Raw genomic sequence first — 13,891 nt, forward strand, 5'->3', positions numbered from 1 at the left:
GGGAAAGCGCCTGCGTATCGCTGCCAGGACATCAACGGCCCCATCACGGTCCTGGATGTCGGCGGCATGAACGAGGAGAAAGATCAGGAAGCCGCAGGTATCAGTCACGATATGGCGCTTGCGGCCCTTGACCTTCTTGCCCGCGTCATAGCCCGAAAGCCCGCCGCTTTCCGTAGTTTTCACCGACTGGCTGTCAATCACGCCCGCGCTCGGGGAGGCTTCACGCCCCTCGATCTCGCGCAGGCTCATGACCAGCACCGTATTCATGACCTCGAACAGCCCGGTATCACGCCAGGCGTAAAAATAGCGCCTGACGGTCGAGACCGGTGGAAAGCATTTCGGCAGCAGACGCCACGCGCACCCGGCCGAGGCTATGTAGAGCATCGCGTTGACCACCTCGCGCATATCCGTCGTGCGCGGACGACCGCCCCGTTTCGCAGGGGGCACAAATGGCATGATCAAAGTCCACTCCACGTCCGTCATGTCCGATGGATATCGCAAGCCTTCCCGGCTATACTCGCGCCGGGCAATACCAGTCCATGTCATCATTCACTCCATCTCTTCGCAAAGACGGATGAATCACAACAGGCTGGTATTGTTCAAAAACTTTCGGATCGGGCTCTGACACACGTACAACAGGTCTACGCGCGCGCAATAGCGCAGCAGGACCATGACCCGATGACCAACTTCGCTACGAGATACGCGCACGCGCGCGAGAGAACGCGGCAGGCAGCGTTTGATTTTTTTTCATTTGATTGTTTTTCAAACGATGGCTGTTTTCTGCCGGGTCCGGCGCGATTAAATCAAAACGGCTCCCCCACAACCTGTTCCAATGCGTCTCAACAACTGAAAACCATTGAGTGCGGAGCGCGAATAAGCCCGGTGCCCTAGCTAGGGTCACACATCTTGCCGATCCGTTTTCTGTCCTATTCGGCCTCAAATGGCCCGACTTGGCCCGAAGGAAAGAAACAGCCTGTCCGGGCCGTTTAGGGCCATCTCGGGCCGAGTTGGAACAAATCAGGGAAGGCAAGATATGTTGCCCCATACGGGGCACCGGCCTGACTTGCATTGCATGCTCGACGGTGAAGCGGAATATCCTTGAAAATCGGCTAGGGGAGCATGTTCCCCCTGACCTGCTGAAAGTCGTGATGCCATTCTCCGCGACGCGACCAATTTTCTAATCGCCCTAAATGCGCTCCTAATGACCGTTCATTCCTTCCTCTAAATTGCGAAGGGAAAAAGGATGTGCAGGCAGCCCCATAACCCATGCCAAGGCAGGATCATCATTCTCATCCTCTGCGCCAAGGCCATGCCCGAACGCTGCCTCACACTGTCCAAAGAATGAGGAATAGACAGTTGGTTTTGTTCCTGAACGCTCAAGAAAACGGAGGTAGCTACTGGGGAAATCTGTCCGCTCGATGCCACCAATGATCCATGAAGGGAAAGCAGGCTGCTTATCGGGTAAAATGCAATCCATCGCCGGGGCATCATCAGCGATGGGCGGCAGTGGAAGCGGTGCCCGTGCTGGCGGCGGGTCTGGTGGCTCTGGCAATCCACAGTCCACCAATTCCACAGCAACAGCATCAGCGGGCAGGCAAAGGGCCTTTGCAATCCACTCACGGAACCCGTCCCGCCATTCATCGGGCACCCATGCAAAACGCCAGTTCTGCCCCCTGCCCTCTGGCTTGTAGCGGAGCACGTATCCTTCATTGCTTGCCAGAAGATCATGGAAGAAAAGCGGCGGATTTCTGCCATTTTTCCCGTCAAAGTCCCCGTTCTGATTTAAGTGTGTTTTCCTTATAATAATACTCTTATAAGAAAACCCCACTGAAATACCTTCACCCCGAAATGCCTCTTTTGCCTTGGCTTCCTTGTCCCAAATATGAGGATAAGCGCGGGCAGCATCGGCGGCAGAGGTCAGCACCGGCATGAGCATCTGGCTTGCGCCCTGGCTGCTCATGGCGTCCGCCACGGCCATGCGTTCCCACGGTGCGGGCACTGTTACGGCCTGCACATCATCCAGCGGCAAGGCATCCGGGTAGGTGTCGGCATAGACAAAGACGGATAACGGGTTATCAGCCTCACGATTGACGGCACGGCCCCGGCCTATGGCCTGAATGGTCTCTCCATCCATAGCTGCTTGCAGGAAAGCCCGTGTGGTCTCGTCTGTGTGCGTGTAGTGCGTGATCTCGACTTCTCGGCCATCTGGCAGGGTGCGGATGCGGGTTTCTTTGTCTGGGCGGCTGGTTGGTGTTTTGCTGCCCCCCTGAATGGCAGGTGCAACATGCTCAACCGTGCGGCCCAAGAGGGCCTCAGCCTGATCTTGCATGGCGATCACGGGCGGCAGATTGCGGCCAAACACAAGAATGGTTGCCACTGTCTCCCACTTATTCAGGCCACGGGTTGCGCCAAAATGGGCAAGTTCACATTCGGGCGGCAGGAAGCCGGGGCGTTTGGCGTTCAGTTCTTCCAGATATTCGTGCAAGTCCTTGCCCATGGCAGCCAGAAGCGGCTTGCAGCCAGAGGCCAGCCAGTGACGCCAGAGGGTGAAGCGGATGCCCTCAATGGTCTGGCCCCTGTCGCTTGAATTGGTGCGGCCTTCTGCTTCTTGTTTCTGGTGCTTCTCAATAGCGCCCTTCTGCGCGGTAAGGCCCCACGCGGCCCCGGTCATGAAGGTAAAGCGGGCATGTGGCGTTGCCGCCTGTATGTTCTCCGTTACTATCACGCGGGGGAAGAAATGGCGGATTAGCGGCATGTTAGGCGTGGCATCCAATAACAGAACAGGGATGCGGCTTTCTGGATCTTCGTCATTGGCTGGGGCCAGCCAGAGCGCGTTAATGTCTCGGCAGCCTGTCAGCCGGTAGCGCAGGACGTTTTCTTCATCCATCGACAGAACAAGGCGCGGGGTTTCTTCTAGGGTTTCATCTTCCAGAACCCTCTTGAGTTCCCTCATGATGGAGGCTGCCCGTCCCAGCGCCTGCAAGATAGCTGTGCGGCCCTCAAGCTGGCTAGGATTGGGGGCAAGCCAAGATATGGCCGTGTTAAGGCGGTCAATGCCTGCTTCCAGGCCCCCTGTGCTAAAATGGCGGGCAATGCCAGAACGGCTTAGAGGGCGCTTCTCACCCTGCGTTATTCCGTGGCTTGCCTGTTCCAGCATTGTGCGGATACGAGAAACATCATTCTCGGCCTCCTCCATAGTGCGCCAGTTCCAGAAGGCGTTATGTGTGTAGTCGTCTGCGCCTTCCTGTCTGGTCGTTGGTAGGGAAATGCTGCTTACAGAGCGCGGCTTCCCTTCCAGTCCCGTGATGGCCCCGGCAAGTGTTGGCTCGTCCATGACAAGAAACAGGGGAAGCCCAATGGCAGAGGGCTTGGGCACGTTCAGAATGGAATGGGTGACAAGCCAGACATCAGCAGCCTGCCCCATTTGCGCGACATATGGGCACCCCTCAGAAAACGGGCACCCATCCTTTTTGGCTTTGCAGAGGTATTGCGTGGCTGAAAGGTTAGCCGCCTGCACGGCTGCTACAGCGTCCAGATTGCGGCACATAGGCACTGCAAGGCCATCCCCTTGCGCCTCAACAGTGTTCTGGTTCCTGCCCTTCCATATCCTCCCCACAAGATTGATGCCCTGCGCTTTGGCATGGGCCTGAACCTCTGCCAGCTTTTCTGCTGTTAGCTTGTGGTCAGGAAATGAAAGAACCAGAGGCCGCCCCTCTGCCTGCCCCGTTTCCTTGGCTTCCCGGTAAGCTGCCAGAGCCTCCCTGATTGTGGCCTTTGTCTTTCCTATGCCGGTGCCTACCGGAAGCAGCTTGGTGCGCTCATTCATCCACCCTCCGGCAAACCATTGCGCTGCGTATTCGCCTACTCTCTTGCGGCTTTCTGCAACATCAGGATGCACAGGATTGCAGGCGGCAATGGCGGAATAGCGTGCATTAAGCGGCCCCATGACGGCGCGGCGCACTGCCCCTTTACCTTCGGCAAGCAGAACATCGTTAAGGTCAGTTTTATCCTGTTTCCGGCTCGGCCAAGGCCATACCGTCACAACAGCATGGCGGGCTTTAAGCCATCCTTCTGCGGCCCGATCAGCCGCATTAAAGGCGGGGCTGTCCTCGGCGTCATCATCCCGGCAATGCAGAATCAGGCGACCGTGCGGTGCTTCGATATTGGCCCCGGCCCCGATGCTGGCCCATGTTTCAAGCCCGGTAACTGCCCATACGGTCATGGCAGTTTCTGGCCCCTCGCAAGCGGCTATTGGGTCCGGGTGCTGTCCTGCATATGCCTGCGCCACAGTGACGCGGGCGGGCAGCTTGAAGAACAGGCCGCCCCGATCCCCACGGAGTAGCGGCTTCCCTGCCCCCGGTTTTTTCTTGCCGTCTAAGGTCAGGAAGATGCGTTGTGCTGTGCGAACGGTGCCCGCGTAGTCGGCCAGCCCCACCACAAGGGCACAATCCCCCGCATGGAATCGCACGGCACCGGCAGGCCAGCCCTCAACAGGGCGGCGGATGCCACGGGTTTTCGTCAGGTATAGGTCAGCGGGCGAATCGGGCGCGATTGCGACACACTGGCCCCAATACCGGGCGGCATAGGCTTTAAGGCGGGCTTCTTCGGCAGCGGCCTGCTTGGCTGTCTGGGCTGTTTTTGCGGTGCGTTTTGCCCTGGCATCTTCCGCCCGCTTTTCAGCGGCACGCACCAGTTCAGCACGGTCGGCCTCTGTGCTGTCTGTGCCTGTATCAATGCCATACCGGGCAGCCAGCAGGTGCAGGGCATCAAGGTAATCTCTGGCCCCGGCGTATTCCCGCACAAGGGCAACGGCATCTAGGTTGTCCCCGCGCCAGTCCTTAACCCATCCGGCATATTTCCCGGAAACTGTAGCCGTGTAGGTGCGGCCTGCCTTCTTACGGGCAAAAGTGACGCTGCCCCGTCTGGGCTTCTTGGCAATATAATCAGAGGGCAGGTATGACCGGCACAGTTCGACAATATCAGCAGCAGCGGCAGCTTTGATCTGGTCTTGAATGGGACCGGGAATGAATCGCCCTTCCTGCCCCTGCTTCCCTGCTTTTCTGTCTGTTTTGATCGGCACGGCTGCTTCTTTCGATTGCAGCGCGGCATGGGTGGTGCTAAATCTTAGGCCTTCCCAGAGCGTAAGTTTAGCCCCGTCCAGTGTCACGCTGGCGGGGTTTTCTTTATGCGGCGGAAAGGGAAGCGTATTTGCGAACCTGAGATAGCTTCGATGCTATCAATGGCAGGTCAGACCGGCGCACGAAGCGGAAGCGGCCCCGCTTGATTGTGGGGATTCGCCCGCTTGCCGCGTAGGAGTAAGCCGTCGTCATCGCATGGAAGCTATCGCCAGCGCCCAGAGTCGCACGCTGGCTGTTCAGTTCCGCAATTGCATCGGCAAAAGGGATCAGATCGTCGTTTTTTTCGGTCATAAAGCACCGCAAACCAAGGGTTACAGGGTGCTGTCAGGGCGTCGGGAATCGATGGGGCTTGCGAGTTTCGCAAAAGCAACCCTTGTCAACCAAACTAAAACCCGGTTAGAAAAACCGACAGGAACCAGTGCCAACGGAACCTGTGTTGTTCTAATGGGATTGGCGGTTTTCCGCCGCCCTGACAGCAATGACACTACCAATGAGAAGCCGCTTTTGGTGTTGCAACACCGGGCGGCTTTTCTTTTGGCGATTCGCTCCCGAAGAAGCGAGTCACGCGCCACTGATTCTCTATACAACCCAAACGAAGCGGTTCCAATACGAAATGCCGTAGGAAGTCTCCTATGTCTCCACACGGCACAATGACCGTCGTGGGGCTGGTCCCACACCGTTTGTCTCATAAACACCCCTCCACGGGCTTCTGTGGACCTCTAAGGGGCATCCTGATGTGTTACCTCAGGTCACACTTACAGGATGGAGGTGAACAACCACGGACAAACACGGAACAGAATCGACCATGGGGAAATCAGCTTTGGAACGCTGGCACCCCACGGTTAAGCCCTACATCGTCTCTCATGAAATGCAGTCCTCAATGGCATGGGCATATCGACCGATCCCATCGGCCAGCCATGCCAGTTCAGTGCCGGTCTGTTTGTCTCCCTCCGCCATGCGGGCCAGTATCCCGGCCATGACACTGATTTCCGTAGTGGCAGCCTGTATTGCCGACAGCCGGTCGGGCGTGGCGAGGCTGGGCGGCGCTGTATGCGCTCGCCATGCCCGATGACAGGACGCGGAACTGCTGCCCATCGCCTCGCCTACCTCGCGCGTGGACCCTGTGTACATTGTGTCGTGCCGTCCCTCGCGCGCATCGCGCGTAGGACGTGTGTCATCTGTGTCTCGCGCGCGCATCGCGCGTAGGGTCTGTCTCATTTGTAGCGGCCACACCTGTGTAACTCGCGTACGGTTTGGGCCGCAGAGATAAACCAAAGGGTCCACACAGTAAGCGGTCCCTACCCCTGTTCAAATTGAACATTACAGGATGGGCGGAGGGTGTACAAGTTGAACACGCTGCCGGGGGACATGTTAACGGGGTGTGGGGATTTTACCATCCCGATCCGCTGCCAATTACGGCGGTTACACATCTATCCCAAGCTGATGTAACCAAATCACTCGCATGAGAGTGGCTGTTTTCTGTCATTTTCCAGATTGGTTACACCGGTTACACTGGTTACACCAAAAAACACAGACCCCGAACGGGAATCGTTGGTGTAATCCAGCCATCATGGCCTGTTCCTGTGTAACCCGCAGCAATAAGCAGCCCATTCATCCATCAGGGCACGACGCTTCTCAAACAGGTCTCCCCTTCGATAAGCGGCTTCAACCTTGTTGCCGACCGCATGGGCAAGGGCCGTCTCCACAACCTCATTCGGGTAATCGGTTGCTTCCGCCGCCCAGTCCCGGAACGTGGACCGCAAGTCACCGTGGCCCAGCAGGGCGGCGTCCTGATCGGCATGATCTGCAATCACCGAGGCGCTAAATACAGACAGGCGGAGTTGGTCGCGGGGCTGCCCCCATGCCACTGCGGAATTGACGACGTAGGCTGACACAGTGCCGGGGCCGTTTAGCTTCACAACCGAAATCCAGCGATCAGCCACCAAATCTTGAATGGCATACTGGATCGTACGTAACGACCGCCCTAGCATTTTCGCCAATGTTTTCTGGCTGACTATCACCGCATTTTGGTGGCCCATTTGGGCAATCAAGTGGTGCAGCAACATCGCGGCTGTTGGCTTGCGGGCAATTAGTCCAGCCCATGCCTCATGGGCCTTCCGTTCAGTCTGCACCCATTGCCCCGGTTTGTTCCGTGCTGGTGTTCCAATTTCTGTCATGCGCTACCCTTGCGGCACCCTGTGCAATCCAATGTAACTTTTCGGCAATCTTCTACAACAAAGCGGCAGATTGGGGTATCTTTGCTTTGCGTAAAAGTTGCAGTCAACTGAAAGTTTTACGCACAACCTACGCAATAGCTCATTGCGTAACCCCCCGCAGTAGCTCATTGCGTAACCCCCCCCCCTTAAGTCATTGAAAAAACACACTTTTTAGTTGTTTCTCTTCTATGTTCTTTAGGGTGGTCCAAATGTGGCTAAAATGTGGCAAGGAGAAATCGAGTTCTCCGGCAGAACGAACCCTTAACAAATCCTTAAAATCAAAAAATCAGACCTGCTGTGTGTGCCGGTGGGTATGTGTGCCGAGCGTGGAGCCGGTGGGTAGCGGTGTGGGCAGGCGGTGGTAAACGCGCCAGCGTTTTCCACGGGCTGTCCATGCCCTATCCACGGGCGGAGCGCGGCCCGTAGGGCGGCGCACATATCCACGGGCAGGGAGTCTCACGGGTGGTACCGTGCGCGAGCGCGATTGCGTGACGTGTCACGAAAAGCGGCTTGTCTGGCGCTTCGCGGGCTACGCCGCTCCTGCTCCGCACTCGCCCAGACCTGGAACACCCCTCAAATTGGCCCGTAAATGGCTCAGGAATGGGGTGTATGGGTGCTCTGGTGGTTTTCTAGCTTAGGTGACAGTTAAGGCGCTGTGGGAGAAAATATGGGCCAAACAAGGCCATCTCCGGTCTCCGAGACGCACCATGTCCCTTTCCGGTCGGTTTTGACCATCGCTTCCAAGACTTCCCGCCCCCTGACAAAATGGCAGATCATCCGGCGGTTTCAGGCCGTGCTTCGCCGCTCCCGCGCTGCGCTCGCTCCAGACCTGAAACACCCGTTAAATGAGACATAAAAGGCTTATGAAGAAGATCAGACCGCTACTCTGATTTTACCTGTCAAAAGCTGCTGCATCAGGGCTTTCTTTTCCTGACGCAGGCGGGAAAGGTCGGATTCAAGAGCGGTGATTTCTTCGTCCGCTGTGGTCAGAACAGCGGCGATGGCTTTTTGTTCGGGGAAAGAAGGAAGCAGTATCGTTAGCTTCTTGATATCATCACCGTTAACAGCCTCAAACGTGCTGCCTTGAGCTAATCGCTCCCAGCGGTCTTCGATGCTTAGAAAATACTGATAGGCAAATTCTTGAGAATTTCCTTTTTTGACACGAATGCTGCTGATACCTCGACCAATACAGGCATGATGAAGCGCTATGGATACTGTTCCCACTGGAGCGCGAACGCTCAAAAGAATATCGCCCAACTGACATTCTTTTGTGATTTCGGACGTAAAAATACGCGGACAAGAGAGCCGATTTTTAATGTCAGCATTGCCCTGCAATAGCGGCAATCCTTCCCCTGTCTCGTTATAAAATTCTGATTTGGGGGAAGAACCCATGACGACGTGGCAGCAATCACAAAGCCGGTGCTTTTCCCACTCCCCCGTGAACCCCGGCAGGCGTTTTTTGCCTGTGAGGAGTTGCTGCATGAGGGCTTTTTTCTGCTGCTGGCTGTTGGCCAGAAGCTTCTCCGTCCCCTCAATCGCACGATCCCACGTCGAGAGGATCGCCGCGATCTTCTTCTGTTCGGGAAGAGGGGGGAGGATTAGCGGAGTGTTAGAAAGGATTTCTTGGCTTAAATTTGAGATATTTGTTCCCGACCCAGAAAGGTTTATGTGCTTTCGGAAATATTCTCCGGCCACAATTTGGAAGATATAATTTGCACTTATTGAACAACCTTTTAAGCGGCCGCGAATAGTGAATCCAGAGAACGAGATCGGTTCTGGCACATAGGGGAAATACAAACATCTTCCGATAAGAGATTTGTTCCCATTTGATCGAACGAATAAAAAGTCATTTTCGATAAGTAGATCATCATCTTTGAATTGATCTACGTAGGTTTCTTTTAAGGAATCAGCACGTGAAAGTACATTTCCAAGAGAAAAATCAGAAACACCGACCACTTTTATTAGATTTTTTGAATCAGATTTAGAAAAATTAAGGCCGTTCCGAAAGTCCATAATTTTTCCAAGCGTAGTAGCTTCCCACCCCTCAGGAAGCATAACCCAGCTCCTTCAGATAAACGTCCATCTGCGCTTCCAGCGTTCTTATTCTCAATTTAATAGCCGTTTTTGGGGTAATCATTTTTATCGACCTTCGACAATTGTCCATTGAAGGCCTGTCCCTGATGTAGGGGCGCAAATCGTCTGGCCTTTTCTTTGGATGGGTTTGTAGCCTTCAATGCGACACATGCCGAAGGCCTGAATCTGGCCCACCCTATCCATTTCGTAGGCCATACGGCCTGATGGTGATGACACAGCCCATTCTGCCAGTAAGTCCCGCTTCTTGGTTTCCTGCTGCCCCTCAGCGAACCCTTGAGCGTATCCGGTTCGACTTCTTTTGAGTCCGCCATTTATTTTCAGAAAATCGCAGAATATAGCCGTTTTTCAGGGGTCGCCTTTTGGCTTACCCCCCTTAATACCCCTCTTAAAACTGCCGCTTGGATGGCTTTGGCAGGCAGGATGGGGTGTATGATTATTTTGATATCGTAATGAAAAAGGTTGGCCTACAAAGTAAGAAGGTCGGTGTAAGGGTGTTACCCATACACATAAAAAAAGGGCCTCCATTTCTGGAAGCCCCTTGCCTGTCTGTCTGATCCATATTCCTTTGCGGATCGTCCTGGTATCGGCCCGCCTGCCATCACCCCGCCACGACCCTTCCTGTGAGGGCAAACCAGCGGCGCAGGCTGGTATCCATCACTTCATCGGTCATGCGGTTTCGCTCCACTTCCCCGATGCCGCGCTCCGTCCACAAATCTCCCAATGCCTCAAGGGTTGCCGTCAAGGCACGCTGGTAGTCATCGTCTGTCCGGTTCCGGTCATGGCAGTATCTCGGTTCGCTTGGACCGTTCTAGCTGCGCTTCCGAAATCGCAGCCTGAATATCTGGTTTTGTCAGGTTTTCATGACCGATTTTACCTGCGGTCTTTTTGCTATATCCGGCACGGATTGCTCATGTCAGGCGTCCTCATTGCTGTCAGGGGCATAGGTGATTTGCGGGTAGTCATCAGGCAGGCTCGGGCCGCCTCCGATCATGTGCTTAGGCGTGGCGTCGTCCCGGTCGTGTGGATTGGGAGCCATGAAGCGGTGGCGGTTCTGATCCCATGTCCATCCCTGCTCTTTGAGCCATTGCGGGTCTGGTGAGCCGAACAGGTGCAGCTTGCCGGTCTTTGGGTCGAGCCGGATGCCCGAACGATCTTCATGCGCCGGGGCCTGCGCTGGGGATGGTTCTGCTGCTTGCAGCATCTGGATGATGGCGTCCCGGCTGTGCTTCATCATCCTGATAAGGTCCGGGGTGATGGCGGCGGTATTGCCCCTTATGGCCGGTTGCCCATCCACCAGCACGACACGGCACCCAAGATCATCCAGTTGCGCCAGCAGGGCGGAGGGGGCCGGGATCGCTGGGGCGCAATCCGACTTTGCCCACTCCATCAGTCCGGCAAGGGCGACACTAACCATGATGCCCACCTCCGCTGTGAATGCGCGTCCTGTTCAGGCCCTTTGTTCTCAACAGATGCCCCGCGCTGTTACCCAGCCATGCCACATCCAGTTCGGTGTGGAGGCGTTTTACCCATCCATGCATCCACTGCACGGGGACAGGTTCTGAGGCGGAGATCAGGGCATCCAAGATTTCAGCCAAAGACCACAAATCGCATACGATGGCATGCACGCGCTCTCTCGGTGTCTCGCTCATCGGGGCACCTCCGCCAGCACAATCACTGTGGGGTGGGGTTTCGCGCCACCGTGACGCAGAACCTCCGGCTGGACGAAGCCTACCAGGGCGATCAGGAGCAGCGCGGGGAAGATCAGCCCGGCTGCCAGATGCTCGGATGTGAGTAAGAGGGTTTTTCCTGCTTTGGGAAAAAGGGGGCCGAGTACGCTTTTACCCAGCCGGGAACATGCCCATGTTTGGAAGGTCGTGGTATATCTGCAAGTAGCCATTGCCGAAGCCTCTTTCGGTTGTGGGTAGGCCCGTCCCGGAAATCTCACCTTCCGTGGCGGGCTGTTCTGTTTATGCAGTCATTAACCTAAAAACGCAACAGGTCATAAATCTATTATTGATTGAGTTAATGAATGCATATAATGATTACCTCCGAGAATGACGCTTATCGGAGGTAATGGAATGAACGCGGTCACACAGCATCAGGGGCGCGCCACGTTGGCGCAAACCGTGCCCGATCACATCCGGCAAGCCGCGTTCGATCTTCAACAGGGGGCACTCTCCCCGGCCACATGGAAGGCATACCGCTCAGACTGGCGGGCCTTTTCGGAATGGTGCGACCGGCAGGCTGTGCAGGCGATCCCTGCCAGTCCTGAAACCGTGGCGGCATACATCGCCAGCCAGATGCACAGAGGCAGGAAGGCGGCAAGCATTGCCCGCTCCGTTGCCGCCATCTCATGCGCTCACGAAACAGCGGGGCATCTGCCACCGGGCAAAACCAAGATTGTGCAAAATGCCATGGCATCAGTCCGGCGCACGATTGGCACAGCGCAGACCAAGAAGGCCCCGGCCACGGCGGATAAGATTGCAGCCATGCTGGCCCTGTGCCCTGACACCGTGAAGGGGAAGCGAGACCGTGCCATTCTATCACTTGGCTTTGCAGGCGCATTCCGGCGTTCCGAATTGGTGGCGCTTAACGTGTCAGACATTCAGGAGATGGAAGGCGGCGCAAAAGTGACCATCAGACGGAGCAAGACGGACCAAGAGGGGGCAGGCCAGACAATCGGCATCCTTGAAGGTTCCCGCCTGCGCCCTCTTTCGTCAGTTAAGGCATGGCTTGGCGCTGCACAGATTACAGACGGGCTTTTGTTCCAACGCCTCAGCAAATCCGGGAAACTACTCGGCCCCATGACGCCAGACGCCATCGCCGTGCTGGTGAAGGATTACGCCAAGCGGGCCGGATTGGACCCCGCGCAATTCTCCGGCCATAGCCTGCGGGCTGGCTTCATTACGTCAGGGGCAGAGGCGGGCAATGACGCCTTGCGGATTGCAGAGGTAAGCAGGCACAAATCCTTGGACGTTCTGCGGGGCTATGTGCGGCGGGCGAACCTTCTGAAAGATCATCCCGGCGCTTCCTTTATGTAGTCATAAAGTCAAGAACGCATAAATCCATTATTGCATTGCATAGGCAGGACATGCCACCAATCCCCCTATGCTCTGGAAGAATCTCAAAAGCCTGTCCGTGGTCGCTCAGAAAGGCGGCACCGGCAAAACCACACTGGCGGTTAATCTGGCGGTGCTGGCAGCATTGGACGGCCTGCGGGTTGCCCTGATTGATTGCGACCCCCAACGCTCGGCGGCGGGCTGGTGGCAGATACGCAAAGAGGAATGGCCCGCACTGATTGAACAGCCAGCCGGTCAGCTTCCTTCTGTTATGGAAACGCTCAAAGCAGAGGGCTTCAATCTGGCAGTTGTGGATACGCGCCCATCGGTCGAAGCGGAAACGCTCGAAGCCGTCCAGAACAGCACGGCGGCAATCATTCCGACCCGTCCCACATCAATGGACATCAGCGCGGTCGCCCTCACGGCTCAGCTTGTCCGATCAGCACAGAAACCCGGCTGCATTGTCCTGAACCAGTGCCCGCCATCCATAAAGCAGGGTGAAGCGCCACTCACGGCAGAAACCCGCGCCATCGCAAACACGCTGGGCCTGCCCGTAGCACCTCCGGCGCTGGTTAATCGCATCGCCTACCCCTACGCCAGCAATGGCGGCATGGCTGTTCGGGAATATGAACCGGGTAAGGCAGCAGATCAGGAAATGACGGCCCTGTGGTCGCACATCAAGAAAGGATACCTCAGCAATGGCTAAACGTCCGACAGTAGCACTTATGCCCTCTATGGCTTCATCGCTCGCCACGCCAAAAGCCAGTGCAGCGCCAACCGTTATTCAGAAGCAGGAAGCCACCACCACATCCAAGGGCGGGCGTCCTCGCACCCTGCCCGATAATGTGAAGAACATTTCCGTCCGGGTTTCGGATGAAGTCAGGCGGGCCTTGCGGCAAGCATCACTTAACCATGACATGCCAATTCAACAGATCATTCACAACGGCATCATGGATCAGCTTTCGCGGCTTGGCGTTGTGGTGAAGGACTAAGCAGCCATTGCCCGGTGCACGGCACCCCCTACCGTGCTGAACATCAGGCGGCGTATGGCAGCATGACGGAGGTATGTTCAGATTGAACAGGGGTAGGGTCCGCTTACTGTGCGTCCGAAATACGGACGAACAAGGGGATGCCTTGATCGTCCTGTTTTGGATAATCAAGCGGGCCATGCGCGAGGCTGCCCCATCTACTTAGGGGGCGCAGCGTCCTTGTGACCCAAGAGCCGGTCCACGGCCTGCTGATCCTTCTGGATCATCGCCAGCAAGGTGCGGGCCGCTGGTGTCTGAGAGCCCGATCCGAAAGTTTTTGAACAATACCAGCCTGTTGTGATTCATCCGTCTTTGCGAAGAGATGGAGTGAATGGTGACATGGACTGGTATTGCCC

General features: G+C 56.2%; 12 protein-coding genes and 2 pseudogenes. 4 read left to right on the plus strand and 10 right to left on the minus strand.

From position 1 onward, the window contains the following. Together CFR72_RS14855 and CFR72_RS14860 are read right to left on the minus strand one after the other, a co-directional pair. Positions 1-549, minus strand: a 549-nt coding sequence (locus tag CFR72_RS14855) for an IS5 family transposase (RefSeq protein WP_110914646.1), incomplete at its 3' end; no start/stop codon positions are given. A 649-nt stretch (positions 550-1,198) separates the two neighbouring features. Beyond that, positions 1,199-5,167: a toprim domain-containing protein gene (locus tag CFR72_RS14860; RefSeq protein ID WP_146220751.1), complete on the minus strand. Its 3,969-nt coding sequence runs from the start codon at positions 5,165-5,167 to the stop codon at positions 1,199-1,201. A gap of 166 nt (positions 5,168-5,333) precedes the next feature. On the opposite strand from CFR72_RS14860, the gene CFR72_RS17670 reads away from it, so the two are divergent. Continuing rightward, positions 5,334-5,792, plus strand: a complete 459-nt coding sequence (locus CFR72_RS17670) for a hypothetical protein (protein ID WP_167400416.1) — start codon at positions 5,334-5,336, stop codon at positions 5,790-5,792. A 207-nt stretch (positions 5,793-5,999) separates the two neighbouring features. Here CFR72_RS17670 and CFR72_RS14870 read toward each other — a convergent pair whose 3' ends face one another. The 8 genes and pseudogenes from CFR72_RS14870 to CFR72_RS17675 all read right to left on the minus strand — a co-directional run bounded on the left by CFR72_RS14870 (position 6,000) and on the right by CFR72_RS17675 (position 11,097). Continuing rightward, a complete protein-coding gene (locus CFR72_RS14870) occupies positions 6,000-6,269 on the minus strand; it encodes a hypothetical protein (protein WP_244182319.1) in 270 nt (89 codons plus the stop codon). Positions 6,270-6,706: 437 nt separating this feature from the next. Further along, a pseudogene (locus CFR72_RS14875) lies at positions 6,707-6,901 on the minus strand (integrase); the annotation flags it as partial. A 174-nt stretch (positions 6,902-7,075) separates the two neighbouring features. Continuing rightward, positions 7,076-7,315: pseudogene (locus CFR72_RS18400) on the minus strand (helix-turn-helix domain-containing protein); the annotation flags it as partial. Positions 7,316-8,227: 912 nt separating this feature from the next. Continuing rightward, complete coding sequence (locus CFR72_RS14880) at positions 8,228-9,409, minus strand: restriction endonuclease subunit S (protein WP_110914639.1); 1,182 nt, start codon at positions 9,407-9,409, stop codon at positions 8,228-8,230. 637 nt (positions 9,410-10,046) lie between these two features. Continuing rightward, on the minus strand, positions 10,047-10,190 hold the full coding sequence (locus tag CFR72_RS14890; RefSeq protein WP_244182320.1) for a hypothetical protein: 144 nt from the start codon (positions 10,188-10,190) through the stop codon (positions 10,047-10,049). 34 nt (positions 10,191-10,224) lie between these two features. After that, on the minus strand, positions 10,225-10,353 hold the full coding sequence (locus tag CFR72_RS18470) for a terminase small subunit (RefSeq protein ID WP_208630071.1): 129 nt from the start codon (positions 10,351-10,353) through the stop codon (positions 10,225-10,227). Between the two features lie 8 nt (positions 10,354-10,361). Then, a complete protein-coding gene (locus CFR72_RS14900) occupies positions 10,362-10,862 on the minus strand; it encodes a hypothetical protein (protein WP_244182321.1) in 501 nt (166 codons plus the stop codon). Further along, positions 10,855-11,097 carry a hypothetical protein gene (locus CFR72_RS17675; RefSeq protein ID WP_167400415.1) on the minus strand — a complete coding sequence of 81 codons (243 nt, stop codon included), beginning with the start codon at positions 11,095-11,097 and terminating at the stop codon, positions 10,855-10,857. The genes CFR72_RS14900 and CFR72_RS17675 overlap by 8 nt, the downstream gene beginning before the upstream one ends. Before the next feature lie 405 nt (positions 11,098-11,502). Here CFR72_RS17675 and CFR72_RS14910 point away from each other — a divergent pair, with 405 nt between their 5' ends. From CFR72_RS14910 to CFR72_RS14920, 3 genes are all read left to right on the plus strand, one after another. Beyond that, on the plus strand, positions 11,503-12,489 hold the full coding sequence (locus tag CFR72_RS14910) for a site-specific integrase (RefSeq protein ID WP_110914643.1): 987 nt from the start codon (positions 11,503-11,505) through the stop codon (positions 12,487-12,489). A gap of 67 nt (positions 12,490-12,556) precedes the next feature. After that, a complete protein-coding gene (locus CFR72_RS14915; protein WP_110914644.1) occupies positions 12,557-13,213 on the plus strand; it encodes a ParA family protein in 657 nt (218 codons plus the stop codon). Next, positions 13,206-13,499, plus strand: a complete 294-nt coding sequence (locus CFR72_RS14920) for a hypothetical protein (protein WP_146220752.1) — start codon at positions 13,206-13,208, stop codon at positions 13,497-13,499. The genes CFR72_RS14915 and CFR72_RS14920 overlap by 8 nt, the downstream gene beginning before the upstream one ends. Positions 13,500-13,891 lie beyond the last annotated feature (392 nt).

It is taken from the genome of Gluconacetobacter entanii, assembly GCF_003206495.1.
Classification (GTDB): domain Bacteria; phylum Pseudomonadota; class Alphaproteobacteria; order Acetobacterales; family Acetobacteraceae; genus Novacetimonas; species Novacetimonas entanii.